The organism is Methylobacter sp., from assembly GCF_036845245.1.
GTDB lineage: Bacteria > Pseudomonadota > Gammaproteobacteria > Methylococcales > Methylomonadaceae > Methylobacter_A.
Map to the genome: position 1 here is coordinate 1 of NZ_DAIUEH010000055.1, position 26,805 is coordinate 26,805.

At 45.9% G+C, this 26,805-nt stretch carries 24 protein-coding genes; 12 read left to right on the forward strand and 12 right to left on the reverse strand.

Features of this window, described 5'->3' with window-relative positions; genetic code table 11:
* Positions 1-182: 182 nt before the first annotated feature.
* From V7051_RS20135 to hxlA, 6 genes are all read right to left on the reverse strand, one after another.
* Positions 183-1,169 (reverse strand): transaldolase, encoded by a 987-nt coding sequence (locus V7051_RS20135; protein ID WP_333877893.1) that lies wholly within the window; start codon positions 1,167-1,169, stop codon positions 183-185.
* 421 nt (positions 1,170-1,590) lie between these two features.
* On the reverse strand, positions 1,591-2,736 hold the full coding sequence (locus V7051_RS20140; RefSeq protein WP_333877892.1) for a hypothetical protein: 1,146 nt from the start codon (positions 2,734-2,736) through the stop codon (positions 1,591-1,593).
* Positions 2,737-2,739: 3 nt separating this feature from the next.
* Positions 2,740-3,417 (reverse strand): hypothetical protein, encoded by a 678-nt coding sequence (locus tag V7051_RS20145; RefSeq protein WP_333877891.1) that lies wholly within the window; start codon positions 3,415-3,417, stop codon positions 2,740-2,742.
* 141 nt (positions 3,418-3,558) lie between these two features.
* On the reverse strand, positions 3,559-5,544 hold the full coding sequence (tkt, locus tag V7051_RS20150) for a transketolase (protein WP_333877889.1): 1,986 nt from the start codon (positions 5,542-5,544) through the stop codon (positions 3,559-3,561).
* A 134-nt stretch (positions 5,545-5,678) separates the two neighbouring features.
* A complete protein-coding gene (gene hxlB, locus V7051_RS20155) occupies positions 5,679-6,212 on the reverse strand; it encodes a 6-phospho-3-hexuloisomerase (protein ID WP_333877887.1) in 534 nt (177 codons plus the stop codon).
* A 2-nt stretch (positions 6,213-6,214) separates the two neighbouring features.
* A complete protein-coding gene (hxlA, locus tag V7051_RS20160; protein WP_333877885.1) occupies positions 6,215-6,856 on the reverse strand; it encodes a 3-hexulose-6-phosphate synthase in 642 nt (213 codons plus the stop codon).
* A gap of 935 nt (positions 6,857-7,791) precedes the next feature.
* Between hxlA and V7051_RS20165 the strand changes: the two genes are divergently transcribed.
* Positions 7,792-8,619 carry an HAD-IIA family hydrolase gene (locus V7051_RS20165; RefSeq protein ID WP_333877883.1) on the forward strand — a complete coding sequence of 276 codons (828 nt, stop codon included), beginning with the start codon at positions 7,792-7,794 and terminating at the stop codon, positions 8,617-8,619.
* Positions 8,620-8,697: 78 nt separating this feature from the next.
* Complete coding sequence (gene dhaK / locus V7051_RS20170; protein ID WP_333877881.1) at positions 8,698-9,687, forward strand: dihydroxyacetone kinase subunit DhaK; 990 nt, start codon at positions 8,698-8,700, stop codon at positions 9,685-9,687.
* Here the strand turns inward: dhaK and dhaL are convergent.
* A complete protein-coding gene (dhaL, locus tag V7051_RS20175) occupies positions 9,670-10,317 on the reverse strand; it encodes a dihydroxyacetone kinase subunit DhaL (RefSeq protein ID WP_333877879.1) in 648 nt (215 codons plus the stop codon). The two genes, dhaK and dhaL, sit on opposite strands and share 18 nt — an antisense overlap.
* A 166-nt stretch (positions 10,318-10,483) precedes the next feature.
* Between dhaL and lexA the strand changes: the two genes are divergently transcribed.
* Positions 10,484-11,119: a transcriptional repressor LexA gene (lexA, locus tag V7051_RS20180; protein ID WP_333877877.1), complete on the forward strand. Its 636-nt coding sequence runs from the start codon at positions 10,484-10,486 to the stop codon at positions 11,117-11,119.
* Between the two features lie 619 nt (positions 11,120-11,738).
* On the forward strand, positions 11,739-12,503 hold the full coding sequence (locus tag V7051_RS20185) for an inositol monophosphatase family protein (protein WP_333877901.1): 765 nt from the start codon (positions 11,739-11,741) through the stop codon (positions 12,501-12,503).
* Between the two features lie 5 nt (positions 12,504-12,508).
* Here the strand turns inward: V7051_RS20185 and V7051_RS20190 are convergent, their stop codons facing one another.
* Together V7051_RS20190 and V7051_RS20195 are read right to left on the reverse strand one after the other, a co-directional pair.
* Positions 12,509-14,236 carry a tetratricopeptide repeat protein gene (locus V7051_RS20190; RefSeq protein WP_333877875.1) on the reverse strand — a complete coding sequence of 576 codons (1,728 nt, stop codon included), beginning with the start codon at positions 14,234-14,236 and terminating at the stop codon, positions 12,509-12,511.
* A gap of 225 nt (positions 14,237-14,461) precedes the next feature.
* Positions 14,462-14,899, reverse strand: a complete 438-nt coding sequence (locus V7051_RS20195; protein WP_442919733.1) for a pilin — start codon at positions 14,897-14,899, stop codon at positions 14,462-14,464.
* Positions 14,900-15,211: 312 nt separating this feature from the next.
* Between V7051_RS20195 and V7051_RS20200 the strand changes: the two genes are divergently transcribed.
* Positions 15,212-15,670 (forward strand): tetratricopeptide repeat protein, encoded by a 459-nt coding sequence (locus tag V7051_RS20200; protein WP_333877871.1) that lies wholly within the window; start codon positions 15,212-15,214, stop codon positions 15,668-15,670.
* A gap of 63 nt (positions 15,671-15,733) precedes the next feature.
* On the opposite strand, the gene gatB is transcribed toward V7051_RS20200, so the two are convergent.
* Genes gatB through gatC form a run of 3 tightly spaced genes read right to left on the reverse strand, consistent with a single transcriptional unit; the run spans position 15,734 to position 18,938 of the window.
* Positions 15,734-17,170: an Asp-tRNA(Asn)/Glu-tRNA(Gln) amidotransferase subunit GatB gene (gene gatB / locus V7051_RS20205; protein WP_333877869.1), complete on the reverse strand. Its 1,437-nt coding sequence runs from the start codon at positions 17,168-17,170 to the stop codon at positions 15,734-15,736.
* A gap of 11 nt (positions 17,171-17,181) precedes the next feature.
* Positions 17,182-18,633 carry an Asp-tRNA(Asn)/Glu-tRNA(Gln) amidotransferase subunit GatA gene (gene gatA, locus V7051_RS20210; protein ID WP_333877867.1) on the reverse strand — a complete coding sequence of 484 codons (1,452 nt, stop codon included), beginning with the start codon at positions 18,631-18,633 and terminating at the stop codon, positions 17,182-17,184.
* Between the two features lie 17 nt (positions 18,634-18,650).
* Complete coding sequence (gene gatC / locus V7051_RS20215) at positions 18,651-18,938, reverse strand: Asp-tRNA(Asn)/Glu-tRNA(Gln) amidotransferase subunit GatC (protein ID WP_333877865.1); 288 nt, start codon at positions 18,936-18,938, stop codon at positions 18,651-18,653.
* A 130-nt stretch (positions 18,939-19,068) separates the two neighbouring features.
* On the opposite strand from gatC, the gene V7051_RS20220 reads away from it, so the two are divergent.
* From V7051_RS20220 to V7051_RS20250, 7 genes are all read left to right on the forward strand, one after another.
* Positions 19,069-20,112 (forward strand): rod shape-determining protein, encoded by a 1,044-nt coding sequence (locus V7051_RS20220; protein WP_333877863.1) that lies wholly within the window; start codon positions 19,069-19,071, stop codon positions 20,110-20,112.
* 316 nt (positions 20,113-20,428) lie between these two features.
* Positions 20,429-21,547, forward strand: coding sequence for a rod shape-determining protein MreC (gene mreC, locus V7051_RS20225; protein WP_442919681.1), 1,119 nt, complete (start codon positions 20,429-20,431; stop codon positions 21,545-21,547).
* Complete coding sequence (mreD, locus tag V7051_RS20230) at positions 21,540-22,022, forward strand: rod shape-determining protein MreD (protein WP_333877861.1); 483 nt, start codon at positions 21,540-21,542, stop codon at positions 22,020-22,022. The genes mreC and mreD overlap by 8 nt, the downstream gene beginning before the upstream one ends.
* Positions 22,023-22,039: 17 nt before the next feature.
* On the forward strand, positions 22,040-23,878 hold the full coding sequence (gene mrdA, locus V7051_RS20235) for a penicillin-binding protein 2 (protein ID WP_333877858.1): 1,839 nt from the start codon (positions 22,040-22,042) through the stop codon (positions 23,876-23,878).
* On the forward strand, positions 23,875-25,008 hold the full coding sequence (rodA, locus tag V7051_RS20240; RefSeq protein ID WP_333877856.1) for a rod shape-determining protein RodA: 1,134 nt from the start codon (positions 23,875-23,877) through the stop codon (positions 25,006-25,008). The genes mrdA and rodA overlap by 4 nt, the downstream gene beginning before the upstream one ends.
* Positions 25,005-25,997, forward strand: a complete 993-nt coding sequence (gene mltB / locus V7051_RS20245) for a lytic murein transglycosylase B (protein WP_333877855.1) — start codon at positions 25,005-25,007, stop codon at positions 25,995-25,997. Before rodA ends, mltB begins: the two co-directional genes overlap by 4 nt.
* Positions 25,994-26,791 carry a septal ring lytic transglycosylase RlpA family protein gene (locus V7051_RS20250; RefSeq protein ID WP_333877853.1) on the forward strand — a complete coding sequence of 266 codons (798 nt, stop codon included), beginning with the start codon at positions 25,994-25,996 and terminating at the stop codon, positions 26,789-26,791. Before mltB ends, V7051_RS20250 begins: the two co-directional genes overlap by 4 nt.
* The last annotated feature ends 14 nt before the right edge of the window (positions 26,792-26,805 follow it).

Below are 26,805 nucleotides of genomic sequence, written 5' to 3' on the forward strand. Positions count from 1 at the left end.
CCGGGAAAGCGAGGCGTAGCTTGGATTTGCGTTCGTCCAATGTCACCAATGCGCCAATTCATAATTTATTGTTACAAATCCTAACATCTGTAGCACGGCAAAGACACTGTCGCAATGTTAAGGCTATCGATGAAAGCTCACCACCCAGCGGCTATAAGTCCGCCGGATGGCTTTAAATGCCCTTATCCTTCTAAACTCGCCAATCGGGCCGCGAGGAATTCTTCTAACGACTCTAACGCTTTGGTAAAGCCATCGATACCTTCCGCGAGCTTTTCAGAAGCCATACGGTTCTCGGCATGCATACTATCAAAGGTCGCCTTATCAATAGTTAACTTTTCAATTGACGAGCTGGCAGCATTTTTAGGATCGAGTTTACGTTCCAACTCACCCTCAGTAGACTGAAGTTCAGCTAACAGAGACGGTGCAATAGTCAACAAATCACACCCGGCCAATTCAACGATCTCGCCAACATTACGGAAACTAGCCCCCATAACTTCGGTTTTATAACCAAATTTTTTGTAGTAATTATAGATTTCGGTAACCGACAACACTCCTGGATCCTCTGCTGGCGCATAGGAATCACGACCGGTATCCTTTTTGTACCAATCCAAAATCCGTCCAACGAAAGGTGAAATCAAAGTAATTCCGTTCTCAGCACAGGCGATTGCCTGATGCAGACCAAACAATAAAGTCAAATTACAATGAATACCTTCTTTTTCAAGAATAGCTGCCGCCTGTATACCTTCCCAAGTTGCAGCAATTTTGATCAGAATGCGTTCACGCGAAACGCCTAACGCTTCATACATAGCAATTAATTCGCGACCAACACGAACACTAGCATCAGTGTCGTATGAAAGACGAGCATCTACTTCAGTAGAAACCCGCCCAGGAATAACTTCAAGTATCTTCTGTCCGAAAGAAACAGCCAATCGTTCAAAAGCGAGAGTAGCTACTTGAGCTGCTGATGCATCTTTACCTAAAGTATCTCGGGCACCCTTCAAAGTATCATCGACGATTCCTTGATATTGTGGCATTTGAGCAGCAGCAGTAATCAACGAAGGATTAGTCGTCGCATCACGGGGCTTGAAAGTTTCAATAGCCTGAATATCACCAGTATCGGCTACAACCACGGTCATTTCTCTCAGTTGTTCAAGTAAAGTCTTGGCCATTAGAGGCTCCTTTTATTTTAAAATTTAAAAATAACAAGATATACATTCGTCATTTCTAAATACACTCAGAATATAGACGAATGACATCCAATATAATAACGAGGGGAAAGGATTGGAATTATACCGTGAACAATGGTGGTTAACCATCAAAAAGCAACCTAAATACAGCCTCTACCAATCTAAGGTTGAGGCGAGCCATTATTTTTAATGGGGGCTGCTCGAAGGAATCAGAAATAAAATTCATTTAATACCATGGATGCTAATTAAATAATGCTATTTGATCTGATCACACATAACCTTAACTGGTTATACTAACGATTTGCGTCGCCTCTTAATTACAACGATGATCACTATCTCGTGGAAAGACAGCTCCCCCGTCTCACTCTAACCCAAGGCCTTTACCTGTATCAACACTATTCAATCATATTTTTTCTGGATTTTCTCTGGCAGAAATAATCTGTCTTGTCACATACTTAGAAACGCCACTTACCTTTGGCAAGGCAGATTGCTTTTCCATATACTTGGCAACTCCGCTTATTCTGGGTGTTTTTCTTGCTTCCTTCGCCCCTCTTTCCAAGTATTTAGCGACCCCACTCACAATAGGAGCCTCTTTTACATTTATTGTTTGGTTCGCTATATACTTTGTAACTCCACTTAAAACAGGAGCTTCTTTTCTAAATAAAATTTGTTTTGCCATATACTTGGCAACACCGCTTACCGGCGGCTTTTCTTTTGCCAAAATTGCTTGCTCTTCCAAATATCGAGCCACTCCAGTTACTGCTGCAGCTGCCTCGGCCTTTTCCTTTGCCCTTGCCATCTCCTTTTCTATTGCCAACTGCTCTTCTTTTTCTTTTTCTTTTTCTTGCTCTTTTGCGAACATACGTTGTTCTTCCAGATATCTGGCAACTATGGCGGCGGCGGCGGCTTTTCTCTCGGCAATAGATTCATCTTCAAGATATTTAGCAACTCCAGTTGTTGCCGCACTATTCTTTGCAGATATAGACTGTTTTATTAAATACTTAGAAACACTGCTTATAACGGGTAACTTCGCTTGTTTTTCGACATACTTAGCAACGCTACTGGCTACGGGCACTTTTTTTGTAATGCCAACCTGCTTCGCGACATACTTAGCCACACTACTTATTTTCGGCGCTTTTTTTGCTAATATAGCTTGTCTCGCCATATATTTGGCGACACTACTTACAGGAAACTGATCGAGTTTCTCCAAGTATTTAGCAACACTGCTCACTAATACTATTTTTTCGTGCTCTGCTTCTTCGTATTTTTCTAATCGCTCAGCAACTTCATCAGCTACAGATACCTCTTCCTGACTTTCCAAAAAATCAGCAATTTCATTGCTTGCCGATAGTTTTTCAAGATTTTTCAGATACCGCTCAACTCCGCTTAAAACCGGCTCAACTTCTTGGCTTTTCAAATACCTAGCAACACCAGTAAGTCCATCAGGACCACTAATATAGACGCGAGGAGTGGCAATGGCTCCTGCTTCAACTACTCTTTTGGAGCCAAAAAACCCAGACACTAAATCGATCAAGTAATTTTGATCCACTTATCACCCCCGGTTGCGCATATACTTTTCAACTCCAGTTCCTGCCTGAGCTGCTGTTTCTTTTGCAGATCTAGCCTGTTTTTCAAGGTACTTTTCAACTCCACTCGCCGTCGCTTTTTCTTTTTCAGACACAACCCGGCTTTCCAAATATCTTGCAACACCCGTTGCAGCAGTCATATTATGCTTTCTTAGATATCTAGCAACTCCAGAAAGCCCACTAACATGTCCTGAATAAACTGGAGATTGGCTAACTTTAGCTTTCGACTGGCGCTTACCTAAAAAGACATATCCAGCCACAGCAAAAGCAACTAACCCCAACAAGTAACTTATCATTGATTCTTCTTCGACTTTTGCAGGTGCACTTACTGTTGCACCATCCGTTGTAGCTCGTTCGGAGACTGGTGATGTCCCTGTAAACTTGCTTGGTTTATAGTCAGCATCCTTGTATAACACTTTCGGTTCAAAATCTGCTGCTGGATACTTTGAATCAACCTCCACAAGCTTTTCCTGCTTGCTAGGTACTGCCACTGCTGTAGATTTGCCTTGACTGCTATATTCAGCATCTTGATAAATTACTTTTGGTTTGAAATCTGATGCCGGATATTCTGTTTCCGCCCCTACTATGGGACTGGCTAATAATAGCGCAGCAACTAAACCATTCGTCAAATTATTTATTTTCACGTTTGAATCCCCCTCTATGCGTTGTTTTTAGAGTAGCCATATCTGCGCTGCGCCTTTCGACCTGATAACGTTAACTATCAATGAGAGCATATTCAATCAATATGCCCAATCGCTTCACTAACGCAAATATGACCTTTAAAATTAAAGTACCGCTTCTACGTTTTTGACAACGTTTTCAACAGTAAAGCCGAAGTGTTTCATCAATACGCCGCCCGGTGCAGATTCACCGAAAGTATCAATACCAACAACTGCGCCTTCTAAGCCAACATATTTACGCCAAAAATCTGTAATACCTGCCTCAATCGCAACGCGTTTTACACCTGGAGTTAATACGCTGTCCTTGTAAGCTTGTTCTTGACGATCAAATACATTTGTTGATGGCATTGAAACAACACGCGCTTGGATACCTTTTTCTGCTAAGGCTGCTTGTGATTTTATTGCTAAATCAACTTCTGAACCGGTCGCAATAAGGATAACTTGGACATTGCCTGTTCCTTCAGAAATAACGTACGCTCCTTTACGAATAGCTGCGATTTGTTCATCAGTACGCGTAATAAAAGGCAAACCTTGACGGCTTAACACTAAGCTTGTAGGTCCTGTCTTACGTTCAATTGCCATTACCCAAGAAACTGCTGTTTCTGTTGTATCGGCTGGACGCCAAACATCCATATTTGGAATGTAACGCATAGCAGAAGTATTCTCGATCGGCTGATGCGTTGGACCGTCTTCCCCTTGACCAATAGAGTCATGAGTTAAAACAGCAACAGTGCGAATTTTCATTAACGCTGACATACGCAAAGCGCTTTTCGCATAATCAGAGAACATATGGAATGTTCCGCCGAAAGGCAATAAGCCACCATGTAACGCCATTCCGTTCATGATAGTGTACATACCAAACTCACGCACACCGTAGGAGATGTAATTACCCGGCTCTTTACCGCTGACGTGTTTAAAGCTGCTGCAACTGGTTAAGTTAGAGCCTGTTAAGTCCGCAGAACCACCTAAAAATTCAGGCAATGTAAGAGCTAACCCGCCAATGACTTTTTGTGAAGACTGACGTGTAGCAAGATTTTCTGCTTTTGCGTTGGTTTCAGCGATCAATGCATCAGCCGCTGCTTGCCAATCAGCCGGTAATTCACCAGCCATACGACGCTTGAATTCTGCTGCCAATTCTGGATGCGCTGCTTCGTAGGCTGAGAATTTAGTATCCCATACTGCTTCAGCTCTCGCGCCTTTTGCTTTAGCATCCCAACCCGCATAAACTTCGTCCGGAATGATAAATGCATCATGATCCCAACCTAAAGCTGCTTTAGTTAAATTAATTTCAGGTTGACCTAAAGCCGCGCCATGACATTCATGAGTACCTGCTTTGTTTGGAGATCCAAAACCAATAGTTGTTTTGCAGCAAATCAATGAAGGCATATCAGTCATCGCTTTAGCCATAACAATTGCTTTATTAATCTCTTCAGGATTATGTCCGTCTACTGATAGAACATGCCAACCGTAAGCTTCAAAACGTTTTGCGGTATCATCCGTATACCAGCCTTCAATATGACCATCAATGGAAATACCATTATCATCCCAGAAAGCGATTAAGTTGCCTAAACCCCAAGTACCCGCTAATGCACAGGCTTCATGAGAAATACCTTCCATTAAACAACCATCACCCATGAATACATAAGTATGGTGATCAACGATTTTATGACCTGGACGGTTGAATTGGTCTGCAAGCAGCTTTTCAGCCATCGCGAAACCCACACCATTGGCAATACCTTGTCCTAACGGCCCAGTCGTTGTTTCAACACCTGGTGCATAACCATATTCAGGATGCCCCGCGCATTTTGAATGTAGTTGACGGAAAGAGGCTAATTCACTCAGGGGCAAGTCGTAGCCACTCAAATGCAATAGTGAATAAATCAGCATTGATCCGTGACCATTGGAAAGAACAAAACGGTCACGATCTGACCATTTTGGATTGGATGGATTGTGGCGCAAGTGATCATTCCACAAAACCTCGGCGATATCCGCCATACCCATAGGTGCGCCTGGATGTCCAGAGTTTGCCTTCTGCACGGCATCCATGCTCAAAGCCCGTATGGCGTTCGCTAATTCTCGACGCGAAGTCATATTTTTCTCCTTACTAATTAATAGATTACTAAATGGTGACTTTTCAGCCTGAACGGCCCTGTCACAAATGTTCTTTTGGCGGTTTTATCCTACAAGGATTGAACGAGTGGTCATAGCCACTCGTTCCCGTATCGTTATTCTAGATTAGCGTGCCTTTCTCTCATCACTTCTTCGGGAATTCCTTTTTCATGGATGATATGAGAAATAGTTGCTTCCAAAAATAGCAAGGTAGATAGTTCAAACACTGTTCCCATGGGCATTCCTAGAACCTTACCATACTGCTCAGGATTACCGATTTGGAATACTGCATCTGCTAGATCACCAATGGTTGAACTGCTTTTCGCAGAGATCAAGACAATGTTAGCACCTATTTTTTTTGCATTTTTAGTGAATGCTATTAATTGCTCAGTCTCTCCTGATCCGGAAATAATGATTAATAAGTCACCGTTTTTAATGCTCGGCGTCACAATTTCGCCTACGACACTCACATCGTAACCGCCGTGAACCAGTCTCATAGCAAAAAAATTGCCAACAAGCTTAGAACGCCCTGCGCCAGCTATAAATATACGCTTGGCGTTATCAAGCAATTGGGTTAACTTTACATCATACGTATCATCTGTAGCTTCAAGAACACCTGAAATCTTTTCTATGATAAGTTGCTGATGCATAATTATACCGCATCAACCAATTCGCGAATTTCACGTGCTGCATCAGCAGGTGAAGCCGCGCCATAGATTGCTGCACCAACCACAATGATGTTTGCACCTGCACGAACCACATCTTGTACAGTTGACGGCTTAATACCACCGGCAACAGAAATTCTGACGTTCAAGCCCAATCTTGCGATATCATTCAAATCAGCAAAAGGAGTGTGACCCGCTGCTTGTGCATCCAGACCTGTATGAATACCGACAATTTGCGCGCCAGCTTCAACGGTTGCACGCGCACAAGCCACTTTATCTTCAACGTTAATCAGGTCGATTTGCGCTTCTGCACCGTGTGCATTCGCTGCTTTGATAACGCCTGCACAAGTTGCTAAACCGGATACGCCAAGAACTGTAACAATATCAGCACCTGCCGCATAGAAAGGTGTTGCTTCGTACTCACCTGCGTCCATTGTTTTAAGATCAACTAAAAGCAGTTTCTCTGGAAATCTTGCTCTTAATTCTTTAACCAAGTTAAGTCCATTATATTTGATGCATGGGGTTCCGATTTCAAATATATCAACATAAGGAGCTACTAAGGTAGCAAGGCCTACTGTTTGGTCGAAATCCAATGAATCTAATGCCATTTGTATTAATGGTTTTGCCATGATGCGTGCTCCGATGGGTTTATAGTATTAGTTATAATTTTAGTTACTTACTCTTTATGCGAATGTAACTTTAAAGTAGAAAGGGGACAGATGTCAATGCCCAATGCTTAATGTTCTGCGTTGATACCTCGATAACAGCTGAATGCAAGAATTATATAAGGAAAATGTCATAGACTTAATTTTATTCATCTCAACAATCCGACCTCCTTTATACCGTTATCCTCACCGTCTCTTTCGTTGGATAAAATCACTATCAAAGCAACGTGATCGACCTTTTATTCAACCAATCGCCGCAGCATCAAGATAGTGTGTCCATGCAGTAACTCTACCTTAATTCCTTTTGCAATAGACTATCCGCGCGACGGGCTTTTAGCTGATAAAATGATTTTAGCAGCGAAAAATTGCATAATTAACACTTTCGACGCCCCACCCCGCGCTAGCCCTTCCTGCACGACGCATAACTTCTGCCAAGCTGGGCGCCATGCTCCTCCCATAATGACTTGCCATCGTCTTAAATGGTCTTCCATTCTGGCTAATTCTCTATTGCTACAACTTCGTCACAAGTCATTGTGCCTCTAACATTTCATTTGAATACAGCCATCCACATGCTGCCGAATAGAACCATAAATCGTTATGACACAATCTGGACAAAATAAAGCTTTTTGTGTCAAGCTTCAAATGAAATCCAATTATCGATCCTTACTACAACCCGTTAATTAAATAACCTAATCACCAAGGTTTTTATATCAATAACTTTAAACCATTTAGAAAAAACAATGCAGAATCAATAAAAACGCAACAATAATGGTTCAGTTCGCATCATTGTTGCTTGCCCCCAAATCCGACAACTATGTTCAACTGAGACCAATGGAATTGGCATCTTGTAATTCGATGTAAATTATAATAACAAACCTGATTAAGAGAGAAACAACCCGATGGAACCCTTTATTAATATACGCGCACTCATCATCGACATGGATGGCGTTTTATGGCACGGCGATCAACCAATGCCCGGTTTGACCGACTTTTTTCAAACCTTGCGCGAGCAACAAATTCGCTTTATTCTGGCAACCAACAATGCCAGCCTGACTCAGGAGCAGTATGTCAGCAAACTGGCCCAAATGGGCGTACAGGTAACTCGCGATGAAATCTTGACCTCCAGCATGGCAACTGCATTGTACCTGAGCAAGCATAACAATCCTGCAGAATGCCGAGTATTCGTCATCGGCGAAGATGGCGCTAGACAACCGCTGCTTGATCACGGATTTACCTTGACCGAACTGTATGAATTAAATGATGACAAAGACAACCCCAATATGGGCGCTAACATTGTTGTCTGCGGTAAAGATATCACCTTATCATGGGACAAACTGGCAACCGCTACACTCAATATTCGCGCAGGCGCCCAATTCATTGGTACTAACGCCGACACCACATTACCGACAGAACGCGGACTCACTCACGGCAACGGTGCAATTCTGGCGGCATTACACGCAGCTACCGGCGTAACGCCAACCATCATCGGCAAGCCGGAACCGATCATATACCAGCAAGCCCTAGCGCTGCTAGGCGTTGACCCGGCTCATACTGTGGCTATCGGCGATCGACTGGAGACTGATATTCTTGGCGCAGTTCGCACCGGCATACGCAGCCTTATGGTGTTATCGGGTGTATCCACAGAAGACGATTTCAAAACGACCGACTATCGACCAACCTGGGTTATGCCGGATATCCGTGCCGTGACGGAAGCATTGAAAAACTAGCCGCTACACACTAAAGCCAATAGATCAAACTTACTGCCCGCGCTATCATTAAAAGACTAACCTACCGGAGCCGCTGTAATGAAAAAATTCATCAATAGCATTGATAATCTTCTTAACGAAAGTCTAAGTGGTTTTGCCAAAGCCCATGCCGATATAGTTCAGCTCAATGTCCAACCTCATTTCGTCAAGCGCATAAAGCCTACCACACCCGGCAAAGTTGCATTAATTTCAGGCGGCGGCTCAGGACACGAGCCCTTGCATACGGGCTTTGTCGGCACAGGCATGCTGGATGCTGCCTGTCCGGGCCAAGTATTCACTTCCCCCACTCCCGATCAAATGTTGGCTGCCGCACAAGCCGTAGATAACGGCGGAGGCGTGTTATTCATTGTCAAAAACTATGCAGGCGATGTGATGAATTTCGAAATTGCCGCTGAAATGCTCGATTGTCCGCACGAAACCCTATTAGTGAGCGACGATGTTTCTTTTCCCAAAACTCACAGCACCGGAAGACGCGGCGTTGCCGGCACTCTGATTATAGAAAAAATTATCGGCGCTGCGGCAGAATCGGGCGCAGATTTAGCGACTTGCAAAGCTTTGGGCGACAAGATAAACCTTGTCACTGCATCCATGGGCGTGGCCTTGACCAGTTGCATAGTACCCGCCTTGGGCAAGCCCACTTTCGACATTGGCGAAAATGAAATCGAAATGGGTGTTGGCATTCATGGCGAACGTGGACGCGAACGCATAGCCATGAGCAGCGCCACCGAAATTGTCGACTACCTGACCGGTATTATTGATGACGATCTGAAGCCGCAAAAAGGCCAATCGGCTTTATTGCATATAAACGGCTTCGGAGCGACACCTTTAATGGAACTACACCTAATTTATGAACTGGCGTCCAGGTTTTGGGAAAAGCGTGGCATTAACATCTGCCGCTCACTGGTCGGCAACTACACCACCTCACTCGATATGGCAGGATGCTCGATTACCCTGAGCCTGCTTGATGAAGAGCTACTCCGCTTGTGGGACGCTCCCGTCCACACTGCGGCCTTACGATGGGGCTGCTAAGTTCTCCGTCAACACACCGACCAATGCACAAATCATTAACTGACTGGTTTTAGCACCGGCATCAATATGCCCACGGCTGCGCTCCTCCAGAAAAGAAGCGCGCCCTTTGGTAGCCAACATGTCCCGGGTAGACTCCATACCTGCTATAGCTGCGCGTGCGACATTTTCAAGAGCTTCAGATAACGCAACAGAATCCGTTGCCGCCTGCCGTAAACTTGTCGCCACCGGAATTAGTACATCCAGCATGGTTTTTTCACCAGCATCCGCCTTTCCCCGTTGTTTTACCGCATCCACACCGCAGGTGAATATCTCGGCAAAAGCTTGCAAATTCAAAGGCCGATCGCGAGCCGCTTTGCTCATTGCAACAAACAACGTACCGTATAGAGAACCTGACGCACCACCTACTGCCGTCATCAAGGTCATACCAATCTTCTGCCAGACCGCCACCCAATCAAGCTGGGCCAACTCGTCGCTTTGAACCATCAGCGCTTTAATGCCGCGCTGCAGATTTGTCACATGATCGCCGTCGCCGATAGCCTGATCCAGAGCCGTCACTTCCTCGGCATTTGTTTCGATTGTGTGCTCTATTGCCTGAATCAAACTGGGCAATAATGCAGGAACTAGTTGCATAACATCCTCCTATTCAAAAAGTAAGTCGAGTGATCTTATTACTCACCCGTTTGGCGATCATACCTCAAGCAGCACTCGATAAGATAAGCTAAAAAATCTTTAACTTTTTACTTGTTCTTTATTTGTTCTGCTGTTATATTTTTAAAAAACAAATTGAGAACAAACTATGACCAAATCACTTACCCGAAAGCAGCAGGAAATTTTCGATTTTTTATTGCAGAATCAGGACAACTTTCTCCATCCACCCACACTGGAAGAGCTTTGTGCGGGCATGGGCTTAAAATCTCGCGGCTCTTTGCATAACCATATTAAAGCCTTGATTAACGAAAATCTGGTCGAAGCGCCGGAGCGTAAGCAACGCGGCATTCGCCTGACAGCATACGCAAAAGCAATGATCGACCACTCCACTGATCAAAGTTCTCTGCCTTTTGTCGGATTCATTGCCGCCGGTAAACCGATCGAAGCCGTCGAAAACATCACTTATATGGCGATTCCGGAACAGCTGAAAACGCAAAAGCCCTGTTACGTTCTTAAAGTAAAAGGCGATTCCATGCTTGAACAAGGCATTTATGACGGTGACTGGGTAATTATCGAACAACGCAGTCATGCCCGTAATGGCGAAATTGTGGTGGCATTGGTCAATAAAGCTGAAGCCACCTTGAAATTTATCGAGCAGTACCCGCACGAAACATTACTTATCCCCGCTAATTCAATGATGGAAGCGATGCGCTATACCCCGGAGCAAGTAGAAATCCAGGGCGTATTAGTGGGCCAAATGCGTAGTTATACTAAAAATCATTAGGAGAAATCTCATGTTACAACATCGGATACACATGCGTGACCAAGTGACCAATCGAGTTGAAATAATTATGGGGAATGGAAAACCCCCATTCGCTGAACGACTGGAGGAATTTGCAACCTCCCTATTATTTGTAGTCATCATTATTTTTCTTATTCGTATATAAAATCGTATTCCCCTGCTAATTAATATATCTCCTGATTAGCAAAAAACCTCGATCAATCCTCATACCAGCAGTGATGCTGAGCCAGACACATGGACGTGACTATGGCCTGATATTGCGGTTAAAGACAACAGACTTTCTAACTTCAATAATAACCGACTTTGAAGCCTTCCCAGCCGATATAAAATTTCTCGGAAGACTTGCATAAAACGTTTCCTGTAAAAATACCTAACTTTTATCACTGCTTGGAATATCTTGCTTTCAAGATATATATTGAAAAAGTCATCGACAAAAGATATGGTTCGCGCGAAATATTAGTGCAGTAGATTTAAGTCCCTCATATCCTAAAAGGATTGATTTTTTGGCATGCAAAACCGCTGAGGCTTTGCATTGAAATCCGACTACGCACCTGTCTCTATCAAACGTTCCCTCACCCTCATGCCCATAAGGTTGCCATACATGCCCATTTCGCTTACCGTTCTTGAAAATGTGATCCGTGAAGCCGGATCGATTGCCTTGACTCATTTTAGAGACCTGAAGAACTTAGAGGTCACTAAAAAAAGTCCCCGCGATCTGGTGACTGACGCCGACGTGGCGGTTGAGGCTTTTTTACAAGAATCCCTTGCCAAGCATTATCCCCAATTCGGTTTCTGGGGGGAGGAAAGCGGACAAAGCTTAAATCAATCCAGCCGATGGATCGTCGATCCCATTGATGGAACCCACTCATTTTCCAGAGGCCAGTATTTTTGGGGCGTCAGCGTCGCGCTGGAGATTAACCAAGAGCTGATATTCGGAGCGGTCTATGCACCCGCACTGAATGATTACTATGCCGCCGCAAAAGACAAGGGAGCATGGAAAAACGGCCAGCCCATTACCGTCTCCAACGAAAGCAATCTTGCTGACGCAATGGTCTCGACTGGATTCGCCTGCTTGCGCTCTTACTTAAAAGATAACAACCTGCAACGATTCTGCCGAATCGCCGAGGTAACAACAGGACAGCGCCGTTTTGGATCTGCAGCATTAGATCTATGCCTGGTTGCAGATGGTCAAGTTGATGCTTTTTGGGAGCAGGAGTTGAACCTATATGATGTTGCCGCGGGAGCCTTAATTGCCAGCGAAGCGGGCGCTACGGTTACCGACTTTCAAGGAAATAAAGGACTCTTCCCAAAGAATATCCTGGTGACCAACGGGAAGATTCTTAACCAGATACTCTTGCTGATGTAAGAACTTTATTTATAGCTCTGCAAAAGCAGCCCATTCTCTCCCACACCGGAAAATAAACCGCCCTTTTGCTCTGTCGATATGAACTTGAAAGGCATTCGGTCATCGGTCCGAAGAGTCACGGATGACTCTGTTACCTGACAGGCCGCTGGATATCCTCGCAAACAAGCTTGTTTATAGGCCATCCATGCACCTGTAGAATTCTTAAGCTTCTCCAGGACATGCGCCTTGCCCACGTAAAACTGCGGCATTTCGGGAGTCAACTCAATGGCCTTGTTGCTATCGTTTAGAGCCAGAAGGTATTGCCGGCTTTGTATGTAGACAAAGCGACGATTAAAATAGGCTACGCCAGCATGATAACCTTTTAGCTCAATAGCCTTGGTTAAATCTGTTAATGCTTCGGCATAATGTTTCACATTCATTAACTCCGTGCCCCGGTTATAAAATATCCTATCTACATTCAGATATTTTTCTTCTGTATTTTCGACGAGTTGTGCCGCATCATCCCAAAGCAGCAGCGGATGAGAAAAAGTCGTCAGGCGCAGCCAGGATAAAGGCATCATCAATAACGCAACAAGAGTCAGCGTCATAATCGCCTGCTTTGCACTTAGTTTCTGGCATAAAAACGGCAAAGCCGCAAAAGCACCCGCCATCCACAGATAACTGCGATAAAGTACAAAGGGCTCCTGAATCCGAACAGTTACCAGCTCAGTGGCAAATAACAGCCATGGGCACAATAAGGCAAAGCCCAGCAAGCCTTTCACTCCTCTTTTCAGTAACAGGCGAACTGCAATAATCAGGTAAACTACAAAACCGATCAAACCGGCAATTTGAGGCCAAGACCACAAACGCAACGCAAAAGCTTGCGGCATATCAATGGACATCCACGCAGGGCTTGGAACAACCCATACCCATAGATATTTAAAAAACAAGAAAGATTGGGTCAGCACCGACAAGGGATAAGCAAGATGAACATCAATATCAGCCCCCAACAAAGACATTAATTTTGCGGCTTTTGGCTCATAAATTCCCCCCAATCGATAGTTCGAATGGACCTGGATAACCAAGAATACGCCAACCAAACTATAGAGCACAAAAGTTGGCCAAACCAGCTTGATTCGTCGAAGAATGGGCTGGTTATCAACCAGTAAAAGCAGGACAACTGTTACTGCCGGAATCATAATGGCATGCTCTTTTGAAAACACAGCAAAAAAATAAGTGACTCCCGAAGCTAACAAGTAACGGTAATTTTCTCTAATCAGGCCGTTAAGAAACAACCACCAGGTCAACAAGGCAAACAACGTTGCCATTAGCATCGAACGCTGGATCAAATAAGCGACGGCATAAACGGATACCGGATGCAAAGCAAAGATCAAAGCCCCGAAAAAAGCCAGCCAATGCGCCGACAAGGTTTCGTTATTTCCGTATCTAGAGGGAAGAATTTGTTCAAACAGCTTCCTTAAAAACAAAAACAGAGTGACGGCCGTAGCAAGATGCAACGCCAAGTTACCCAGACGAAACCAGACTACTTTCTTACCGAAAACCCCATGAGTCCACTCAAAAGTAGCATAAGCTACCCAGCGCAAACTATAGACATATCCCTTATCCTCAAATTGACCGTGTTCGAGGCCATTAAAAAAATTGAAGTCATCGAATACTGGAGGATTATCGACAAATTGCCCGTAAAGAAGTGAGACCGGCAGACATAAAGCAAGTATGAAAAAGATGGTTCTCATGGTGGTACCTTGTTTTCGTCCGGTAAGTCACCGCATACACCGGAAGATAGTAGACATCTCGCACTTAAAGTAGGCATTAAGGATGAAAGCGGACTTTATGCTGGACACATCCAACAGGGGGCAATAAAAAACCACCCAACCTAAGAAAGATTGAGTGGCTTGATTGGACACTATTATATATAAGTCATACAGTTAACAGCGGCAACAACATGAATCATCCGGTTATTAACAGAAGCCCAGCGTCTTACAACTGGCGGCCGAGGCTCCACCACCTAAAACCCAAGTCAACTGATCAGAAAGCGCAGTCGGGGTCAAAACGACAACCGCACTATTAAGAGCGGTCGAGGCTGTGGCTGTAATAATACCGTTTGCCACACCCACTGAAGTTACGTAGCCAGATGCAGTTGTTGCAGCAGGAACACCATTTGTTGCATCGTCACAAACAGTAAGATCAGTACCGGCACCTGCGTCCCTAAAGCAGAGTTCCACTGACGCTTTTTTTGCCTCAGCAGCAAGCACGACTTCGGAAAACTTAGCTTTTTTAGTATAAGTCGAATAGGCAGGAATAGCCACCGCCGCCAAAATACCGATAATCGCCACAACGATCATCAATTCAATTAAGGTAAAACCTTGTTGTGATTTTTTCATAGGTAATGTGATCACGAGTAAATCCTCTTTTAAGTTAAAAGTAAACTACAACACATCACAAGCAGAAGTCATGCCAAATTACACCCCACCTTTATTCAGCTTTCTTAATCACTTGTAAACTCCATTTAAACAAAGACTTGAGCGTATAAAACAAAATAGCCACACTAATAAATCCCTTGCTTTGTTAATTGAAAAAACCACCTCGATAGAAATGCCTGACAAAAATCTCTGTCATGATAAGATGCCACTCAAAAAACCCTGCCATGACAAACTGCCGCTTAAAAAACTGTCAGACACATTACACTCATTTGAAACTAGGGATGTAACATGCAGCACATCAGCCTTCAAGCAGCGATTACATTAACCGAATGGAGCGAACGCACTATAAGACGCCGTCTTGCCGACGGCAGCTTAAAGTGCGCCACCGATAATGACGCTTATTACAAAACAATGCTCTGTTTCGATTCGATCAAACACGATATCTGCATTCCTCTTGATCCGGATGATATAGAGCTTATTAAAAGCGCCGACGCAGGCGATGCAAAAGCACAAAATGATTTGGCATTGCTTTTTTTGGAAAACAATAAAGTGAAAAGCGCTGTTTATTGGCTGGAATTGGCCGCCAAGCAAAGCCTTGCTGATGCGATGCATTTGCTGGGATGTTGTTATTTGGAGGGCAACGGCTTACCTAAAGACGACAACCTTGGTCTTATGTGGATTGCGAAAGCGGCTTCACTGGGTCATCCGATAGCGCTTGCGCAAATTCAGTCGATACGCCTGACTTAATTTAGGTAACCGAACAACCACCAACTAAAACGGGCGATTGTTCGATAAAGACTATTAATGTGCTTACTTTAACTTGGCTTTAAGCATTTTATTTACTTCGCCAGGGTTTGCTTTACCCTGCATTTCCTTCATCACCTGCCCGACAAAAAAACCGAAAACTTTATCCTTACCGCTGCGATATTGTTCAACCTGATCCTGATTGTCGGCAATGATTTTATCGATAATAGCTTCAATCGCGCCGGTATCGGTGATCTGTTTCAAGCCTTTGGCTTCGATTACTTCATCGGCTGTCGCTGTACCTTGCCAAAGTTCCTCAAACACCTGTTTGGCGATTTTTCCGGAAATGGTTTCGTCACTGATACGCTTTAACAACCCTGCGAGTCGTTCGTGGCTGACTGGCGAATCGGTAATGTCCAGATCGGCTTTGTTGAGAGCAGCTAAAACATCGCCGGTCACCCAGTTTGCGCAGATTTTTGCTTCACAACCCGATTCTTTAACCACGGATTCAAAATAATCGGCCAGCGAACGGGAAGATGTCAGGATCGTAGCGCTCTCTTCATCCAGAACATAATCATCCTTAAAGCGCTGTTTTTTCGCTTGCGGCAACTCAGGTAATTGGGCTTTTATTTGTGTTTTAAAGCCCTCATCAATCAGTACCGGCAACAGGTCGGGATCAGGGAAATACCTGTAATCATTGGCCTCTTCCTTACTGCGCATCGAGCGGGTTTCATCCTTGTCGGAATCGTACAATCGGGTTTCCTGAACTACGGTACCGCCGCTTTCTATCACCTCGATTTGCCGCTCGATTTCGTAATTAATGGCTTTTTCGACAAACTTGAACGAGTTGATATTTTTGATTTCAGCCCGTGTGCCGAATTCTTTTTGGCCTTTGGGACGCACCGATACGTTCGCATCGCAGCGAAACGAACCTTCCTGCATATTGCCGTCGCAAATACCTAGATAGCGAACCAGTTCGTGCATTTTCCTCATGTAGGCCACGGCCTCTTTAGCCGAACTCATTTCCGGCTCGGATACGATTTCCAATAACGGCGTACCGGCGCGGTTTAAATCGATTCCGGTCAAACCGTGGAAATTTGCATGCAGCGATTTGCCCGCATCTTCCTCCAAATGTGCACGAGTAATGCCAATGCGCTTACCGACACCATCAACGTCAATATCCAAATGTCCGTTGCCGACGATAGGCAGATCCATTTGGCTGATTTGATAGCCTTTGGGTAAATCCGGATAAAAATAATTCTTTCTGGCGAACACAGAATACGGCGCGATATGCGCTTCTATCGCCATGCCGAAGATGACAGCCATACGCACGGCTTCTTCGTTCAATACCGGCAATACGCCGGGCAAACCTAAATCGACCGCGCAGGCCTGGGTATTAGGTTCCGCACCGTAAGCGGTGGAAGCCCCGGAAAAGATTTTTGATTTTGTAGCGAGTTGGGCATGGATTTCCAAGCCGATTACTGTTTCCCATTGTTGGCTCATCTGTTTGCTCCTTACTCGAAACCTTTAGGGGTATATGTGTGCCAATCGGTGACTTGTTGATATTGATGAGCAATATTTAACAACTTGTCCTCCGCAAAATAATTACCGATGATCTGCAAGCCTACAGGCTTGCCCTCGGCGAAACCTGCTGGAACCGACATCGCAGGAACGCCGGCAAGATTGATCGCAATCGTGTAAATGTCGGATAAATACATTTCAATCGGGTTGCCGATCTTCTCTCCGATGCCGAACGCGGTTGACGGTGTTACCGGTCCCATAATCACGTCAACTTCCGACAGCGCTCTTTTGAAGTCTTCGCTGATCAGGCGGCGGATTTTTTGCGCCTTTATATAATAAGCGTCGTAATAACCTGCCGACAGCGCATACGTCCCCATCAAAATGCGGCGTTTGACTTCTTTACCGAAGCCTTCGCCGCGCGAGCGGGTATAAAGATCGGTTAAATCCACCGGATTCTCACAACGGTAACCGAAACGTACGCCGTCAAAACGCGACAGGTTCGCGGAGCACTCGGCAGGCGCAATGACATAATAAGCCGGAATGGCCAGCTTAAGCGTGGGCATGGAAATTTCCGTTACTTGAGCGCCTAATTTTCGGTATTCATTGATAGCCGCTTCAAGCGCTGCCGCCACATCGCTATTCAGCCCTTCGCCGAAAAACTCTTTGGGCAGGCCGATTTTTAAACCTTCAAGACTGTTGTTTAACCCGGCCATATAATCTGGAACAGGCAAATCGACGCTGGTTGAATCCTTGTCGTCAAAGCCGGCCATGGTCTGCAACATGATAGCCGCATCTTCGGCACTACGGGTCATCGGCCCGCCTTGATCCAAGCTGGAAGCATAAGCGATCATGCCGTAACGGGATACGCGGCCATAGGTCGGTTTTAATCCGGTAATGCCGCAAAGAGCGGCAGGCTGACGTATCGAGCCGCCGGTATCGGTGCCTGTCGCACAAACCGCAAGCCGTGCTGCGACAGCCGCTGCCGTACCGCCTGAAGAGCCGCCGGGAACGGTATTGGTATCCCAGGGATTTTTGACTACGCCGTAATAACTGGTTTCGTTGGATGAACCCATGGCAAACTCGTCCATGTTCAATTTGCCCAGCATCACCGCACCGGCCGTATTAAATTTCTCCACCACTGTTGCATTGTAGGGAGCAATAAAATTATCCAGCATTTTTGAACCGCAGGTGGTTTTAACGCCCTCGGCACAAAAAATATCTTTTTGCGCAATCGGGATGCCGGTTAACAGTTCCGCATCGCCTTTTGCCAGCCTGGCGTCGGCAGCTTTAGCTTCCTGCAAGGCCAAGTCTTCAGTGACAGTAATATAAGAATTAAGTGAGCTGTGCTGCTTGATTCTGTCCAGAAAGACCGACGTCAATTCCACGCTTGAAAATTCACCGGAACGCAGGCTCTTGGCTAATTCTGCAATTGTTTTGTTATGCATAGTTGTTACTTTTCCTTTTACTCAATTACTTTGGGCACTAGATAAAGTCCCGCTTCCACCTGTGGCGCGATAGCCTGGAATTTTTCGCGCTTGTCCTGCTCGATTACCACATCGGGTCTCAATCTTTGCACCTGATCCATCGGGTGGGCCATAGGTTCGACGCCGTCGGTGTTAAGATCGCCCATCTGCGTCATTAAATCCAGCATCCCTGACAAATCCTTTGCATAAGAAACTACATCTTGCTCCTCAATTCCCAGACGCGCTAAATGCGCTATTTTCTTCACATCATCCGCCGTTAAAGACACTATTAACTCCCATTAAAAATTTCAGAGATTCTAAATATTATTGTGTTTATAATACTTTATATCTTGCTCAAACACTCGCTTGATTGATAAAGTAATACAATTTTTATTCCCCCAAAGGATACAGCTAAAAATGTTCAAAAGAATTCGCGGTCTTTTCTCCAACGATCTCGCTATTGACTTAGGAACCGCCAATACATTGATTTACATTCCCGGACAAGGAATCGTACTTAATGAACCATCGGTCGTTGCTATCAAAGAAGACAGAATCCGCGGGGCAAAAACCATTGCCGCTGTCGGTCTTGATGCAAAACTCATGTTAGGACGCACACCGGGCAATATTACGGCAATCCGCCCGCTAAAAGACGGGGTCATTGCCGACTTTGCCGTCACTGAACGAATGCTGAGATTTTTTATCGAAAAAGTCCATCAAAGCAAGTTGCTGCGCCCCAGTCCACGCATTTTAATCTGCGTGCCTTGCGGCTCAACTCAAGTTGAACGTCGAGCCATTCGCGAGTCTGCGGCAATGGCCGGTGCGCGCGAAGTTTACTTGATTGAAGAGCCGATGTCTGCAGCTATCGGCGCGGGATTGCCGGTCGAGGAAGCATGCGGTTCGATGGTCTTGGATATTGGCGGCGGCACCTCTGAAGTGGCCGTCATCTCAATAAACGGTATCGTCTATTCTTCGTCTGTCCGTATCGGCGGAGATCGCTTTGACGAAGCCATTATCAATTATGTGCGCAGAAATTACGGTACCTTAATTGGCGAAGCTACCGCGGAAAGAATAAAACACGAAATCGGCACGGCCTATCCCGGCAGCGAAGTCAGGGAAATAGAAGTTAAAGGCCGCAATCTGGCCGAAGGCGTACCGCGCAGTTTTTCTTTGAACAGCAATGAAATTCTGGAAGCGCTGCAAGAGCCGCTATCCGGCATTGTCGGCGCGGTAAAATTGGCCTTGGAGCAAACTCCACCCGAACTTGGTTCGGATGTGGCGACTCGCGGCATATTCTTAACCGGCGGCGGCGCATTATTGAAAGATATAGACCGACTGATAGCCGAAGAAACAGGTCTGCCGGTTTACATTGCCGATGACCCGCTAACCTGTGTTGCCAGAGGCGGCGGCATGGTTCTGGAAATGCTGGATAAAAAAGGAGTCTCAACTTTTTCCTTAGAATAACGATGTTTATTCTTTAAAATAATTTATTTTGGCAGCATCAAGGTCCGGCGGTTGAATTGCAACCGCACAGGCAGATATTTTGCTCCATGCAAAATCTGTATTACCCACATCCTTGTGGGGAATACAGGAGTAGCGTAACGACTTCCCGAGTCGCATCTTTTGTGCCGTAACTCAGCAGGTGTGACAATAGTCTATCGGGTTACATACACTACGCTAACCCGACCTACACGCTCCCACTATTTTTAACTGGATAAAGAGGCATCCCGCTATAAAACTTTTATTTGCTACCGGTCCTTCTATCAACACCCGTCTGCTTGTGGCGATAGTTGCTTCAGTTGCTTTATTAATAACTGAACACAGAAGCCATCGACTGGACGCACTTCGAGCCACATTATCAGTTATTGTCGACCCGCTAAAATACCTGGTCGATTTACCGACAGTACTGATCGAGCAAACCGCCGACTCGGTAAGCTCATATTCGACCTTAAAAAAAGAAAACACCCGATTACGCGAAGAACAATTCATCGACAAAACCCGATTGCTTAAATTCGATTCTTTGGAAAAAGAAAATATTCGTTTGCGAGCCTTGCTGGAAAACTCCTTTAAATTGGGTGAGCAACTACTGATTGCAGAATTATTGTCAATTAATACGGCGCCTTACGAGAATATCGTAGTGGTCAATAAAGGCACCCGCTTCGGCGTCCACCCGCAACAACCGGTACTGGATGCGAACGGAGTTGTCGGACAGGTTTTTCGTGCCTTGCCGTTCAGTTCCGAAATCATGTTAATTACCGACCCGAATCATGCCATCCCTGTCCAGGTCAATCGCAACGGCCTGTTGACTATTGCTGTGGGCAGTGGCCAACTGAACAGGCTTAACTTGCCTTTTTTACCTAATAATGCGGATATTCGCCCCGGCGATTTGCTGATAACATCGGGTTTAGGCGGTACTTTTCCATCGGGTTACCCGGTTGCCATTGTCGATGATTTCACCCCAATGTCTAACAAACCTTTCGTCAACATTACCGCTACCCCCAAAGCAATGCTGGACCGAAACAGAGAACTGCTGATCGTCTGGAGCGATTCATCCCCCGTTTCACTCAGCTCACCACCCGCATCACACGAAAAAACACCAGAAACAGTCCCCAATGACCCATCCACCAAGAGCAGTTTAGTACACGTAGTTCCCGACCAGACCCGGCCGGATACAGCGCGTGATGCCCAGCCCGCTGCAAAGGGATTGACTCCGCAACCGTCCGAAGGGAGGCCGACGGGAACAAATCGTAATAACCAACCCGCCGCAAGCGGATTGGCACATAAAACGCCCGCAGGGACACGAGCAGGAGCAAACCGCGGCGACAATCAACCCGCCGGAAGCGGAACGACACGCAAAACACCCGAAGGGGCACGGGCAGGAACAGACCGTGATGAATAGTTATTCCGGCTTTGGCCGCATTACTTTGACCATTATCATCGCGATGTGCTTAAGAATTGTGCCTTGGCCCGGTTTTTTGTCCAGCATAAATCCGGACTGGGTACTTCTGGTGCTTATCTATTGGACAGTTGCCGTACCTGAACGTATCGGTATCTTTCATGCGTGGACAGTCGGACTGCTAACCGATGTATTGACCGGGAGAGTATTCGGTCAATACGCACTGGCCTATACATTAATTGTCTATTTTTGCCTGATACTGCATAAACGTTTGCGCCAGTTTCCATTGCCTCAACAGGGCTTGTTTATTTTCTTTTGCCTGCTATTTTCCCAAATGCTGCTTTTCTGGTTAAAAAATATCCAGCACCCCGCTCAACTGCATACCTCTTTCTGGCTGCCTGTTTTTATCGGTACGCTATGCTGGCCCCTGATTTATACAGCACTGCGCCGCGTCCGTTTGTCGCGTCGCACTAAATAAAACATTCCGTAGCTGTTATGTCCCGTATCTATACTATTAAAAATAAGTTAGTAGAGAGCCGTCTATTTCTTAACCGTATTATTGCCGCCTTTGTCCTCATACTGTTGTTAACTTCCGGATTGATTGTGCGCCTGGTTTATTTGCAAATCGTCGGGCACGAACATTACGCAACATTGGCAAAAGACAACAGCATTAAAATCGAACCGCTTGTCCCCACCCGAGGCATCATTTATGACAGGCACGGTAAAGTCCTTGCCGACAACACGCAGTCCTTCAGTCTCGAGCTGATTCCCGAACAAATCAGCGATCTTGACGACACGCTGTTGCGCTTACAAAAACTACTCAATATCTCCGACGAAAAAATCGACCAATACCAGAAACAGCGCAAACGGCAAAAACGCTTTGTCAGCACCCCGCTGTTGATCAGCATGACCGACGAAGAAATCGCCAAATTTGCTGTGGTCAGACCTTATTTTCCGGGTGTCGATATTCAGGCTCGGCTGGTTCGGCATTATCCTTACACCGAGTTAGCCTCTCATGTCGTCGGTTATGTAGGCCGCATCAACGAAGCGGAAATGAAGACGCTGCCTATCGCCGAATACCGGGGCTCTACTCATGTCGGCAAAATAGGCATAGAAAACACTTATGAAACCGAACTGCACGGCAAAACCGGCTATGCGGAAATAGAAACCAATGTACAGGCACGCGCGATCAATACAGTGAATTCAGTTCCTCCGGTACCGGGTGAAAATCTTTACCTAACCCTGGATATCGATTTACAAAAGACCGCCTATGATGCATTAGACGGTTTCAATGGCGCAGTAGTCGCCATTGATATTAAAACCGGCGGCGTACTGGTCTTCGCCAGCCGTCCCGGCTTTGATCCCAACCCTTTTGTTATCGGCATCGCCAATGACGCCTATCAAGCGCTGCAATCTTCCGAGAACCAACCGCTCTATAATCGCGCGCTGCGTGGTTTATATCCGCCGGGATCAACCATTAAACCGTTTATCGGACTGGCCGGGCTTGAATACAATGCGATAAACGCGGAACACAAGCTGTTCTGCCCCGGCTATTACCAACTACCGAATGTCAGTCATCACTATCGGGATTGGAAGAAAGGCGGCCATGGCTCGGTTAATATGACCGAAGCGATTACACAGTCCTGCGACGTGTACTTTTATAGTCTCGCATCAATGCTGGGCATAGACCGTATGCATAATTTTTTACAACACTTTGGCTTTGGTGAAAAATCCGGCATTGATCTGGCAGGGGAAAAGCAAGGATTATTGCCTTCGCGTGAGTGGAAACGCAGTCAGCGCAATCAATCCTGGTATCCGGGAGAAACGCTGATCACCGGAATAGGCCAAGGATATCTCCAAGTTACGCCAATACAGCTGGCGAAAGCCACCGCTACCTTAGCCAACAAAGGCAAAGTGGTGACGCCTTTTCTGGTAAAAAACACCGCCAACCCGGATTCCACCGAACCCGATACCGGAAATCCCCCGAGCGATATTTCAATTAAGCCGGAAAATATTAATAGCATCATCGCAGCCATGGTCAATGTTATTCACGATCCGCACGGCACCGCCAAGGGCATCAACAAAAACATTACCTATCAAATTGCCGGCAAAACCGGGACAGCCCAGGTTTTTAACATCAAGCAGGATGCAAAATACAATGAAAACGACATTGACTTTAAACTTCGCGATCACGCCTTATTTATTTCTTTCGCCCCCGCCGATGATCCCAAAATTGCAGTTGCCGTCATCGTTGAAAACGGTGGTCACGGCGGCTCAGTCGCAGCACCTATCGCGGGGCAAGTTATCAAGCAATATTTGGAAGGGCAACAATGAAAGCCGAAACCCGTAGCGAACAATTCCATCCGCCGTCAGTTATCGGCAATATCCTCAGAAAACTGCATATCGACATCCCATTATTTATCGGTTTGTTCCTTATCTCCCTATTGAGCTTTGTTATTCTTTACAGCGCAGGCAGTCAGGATATGGATGTACTGATGCGGCAAGCGGCGCGTGTCGGATTAGCCTTTCTGTTGATGACGGCACTGGCTCATGTTGATCCTTACCAATTTAAGCGTTATTCAGCGCTGCTGTTCAGCTTCGGAATCTTGTTGCTCATTGCGGTGCTGGTTCTGGGGCAATTCGGCAAAGGTGCGCAACGCTGGCTGGATCTTGGTGTTTTTCGCTTCCAGCCCTCGGAAATGATCAAGATCACCACGCCGATGATGGTCGCCTGGTATTTAGCGGAACACGCATTGCCGCCAAAAACAAAACAATTGCTGATAGCCAGCATACTGATCGTTATTCCAACCTTATTAATAGCAAAGCAACCCGACCTGGGCACCGCATTACTGGTTGCCAGCTCCGGCGCTGCGGTACTGTTCTTTGCCGGCCTCTCCTGGCGCTTCATATTGGCAATCTGCGCCGCACTGGCGGGACTGACGCCGATACTCTGGCACTTTATGCGTCCCTATCAACGCGACCGGGTGCTCACCTTCCTGAACCCGGAAGCCGACCCACTGGGCAGAGGCTACCATATTATTCAATCAAAAATCGCTATCGGTTCCGGCGGCATCTACGGCAAAGGCTGGCTGGGCAGCACCCAGTCGGAACTGGACTTTTTACCGGAAAGCTCCACCGACTTTATTTTTGCGGTCTTTGCCGAAGAATTCGGGCTGTTCGGTTGCGTAGGCCTGCTGGCTTTATACCTGCTTATCATCAGCCGCTGCCTGTATATTGCCTCTCAGGCTCAAGGCACTTACAGCCGTTTATTAGCCAGCAGCCTGGCTTTTACCTTTTTTGTTTATGTTTTTGTCAACATCGGCATGGTCATCGGCGTGCTCCCTGTAGTCGGCGTGCCATTGCCGCTGATCAGTTACGGCGGCACCTCGATAGTCACGTTGCTGGCCGGTTTCGGCATTCTTATGTCAATTCATACCCATAAAAAATTTCTACCGCACTCATGAAATTAAAAAACACATTAACCCGCATCATACTGGGTTGCGCTTGTTTATCTGTCATCTCCTGCGTCCCTGCAATAAAAGAAAAAGAGTCGATGAACGCATTTATCGAGCAAATGGTAGCCAAACACCAGTTCGACGAATCTGAACTTGATGACTTATTCGATAAAGTCGAGATCAAGCAGGACATACTTAAAAGAGTTGCCTCTCCATCGGAAGGCTTGCCTTGGTATAAATATCGCAAAATATTCCTGACCGAAGCGCGTATCGACGCCGGCGTGCAATTCTGGCGGGACAATGCAACGGCGCTCGCCGCTGCAGAAAAACAATACGGCGTTCCGGCCGAAATCATTGTCGCCATTATCGGCGTTGAAACACAGTTCGGAAAAAACACCGGCAACCACCGCGTCATCGACGCCTTATCTACACTGGCTTTTGCCTATCCGCCGCGCAGTAAATTTTTTACCGATGAACTTGAAAACTTCCTGCTGCTCTGCCGCGACGAACACATGAACCCGGCCGATCCGCTAGGTTCTTACGCCGGCGCAATGGGGCTGCCGCAATTCATGCCCAGCAGCTTCAGGGCTTATGCCGTTGATTTCGATAACGATAACCGCCGCGACATCTGGCACGACAACAGCGACGTCATTGCCAGCGTCGCCAATTATTTCGCCCAACACCATTGGCAACCCGGCCAAATGATTGCTGTTCCCGTTACCGCTAAAGTTAAAAACTATGAACCAGCTCTCAATAATAACCTTAAGCCTGATTTAAGGGTTGCCGAGTTAGAATCACTCAACTTAATTACATCGAGGCAATTACCTTTAGAAAGTAAAGTGAAACTGCTTAGCTTTGAACAGCAAGAAGGCAAAGAACTCTGGGCGGCATTAGACAATTTTTATGTCATTACCCGATACAACCACAGTCCTTTATACGCCATGGCCGTTTATCAGTTAAGCCTATCTATTTTAAATAAAAAAGGCTCATTCCCATGAATAAGATTATACCGATACTCCTAATTTTTGTTTTATGCAGTTGTACCACCGAACAAGTAAGAACCAGCGACATCTCAACCCCAGCATCGGTTACAACTGCCTCCTCCAGAATTCATTCAATACTGAACATGGGTGGTTCTGATACGCAGAACACCACCGAACAAGAAGAAAACCTCTTACCCCGCATTGCCCGTTACCTGAAACAAGGCGTAGCCTCATGGTACGGTCCCGAATTTCACGGCAAGAAAACCGCATCCGGCGAAATATACGACATGTATGCGATGACCGCCGCTCACAAAACATTACCTATTTCATCTTACGCTCGCGTCACCAATTTGGAAAACCAACGTAGCGTTATTGTCCGCATCAATGACAGAGGACCTTTTCACGGCAACCGGGTTATGGACCTGTCTTACGCAGCCGCAAAAAAACTGGACCTTCATGAAGCAGGAACGGGAGCCGTTGAAATCAAGGCGATAGCGCCCGAACAAGCGTTAGCGCAGCTACAGAATACTGCGGAAAAACAAGATAAAAATGTCTATTTGCAAGTGGGTACTTTCGGCAATAAAAATAAGGCGCTGAAATTGCAAAACAAAATCGCCTCGCATCAATTACCTCAGCCAGAAATATTACCCTCAACACACAAAGGCTCTACTCTCTATAAGGTTCAAATGGGACCTATCAAATCGCCCGAGAGTGTCCACAAACTGAATATTCAGTTGGCAAAAATGGGTATAACAGCGACTCAATTTGTTACGGAATCCGATCAAGAACAAATCTCCATGATACAATAAGCACCTGTTTTTAC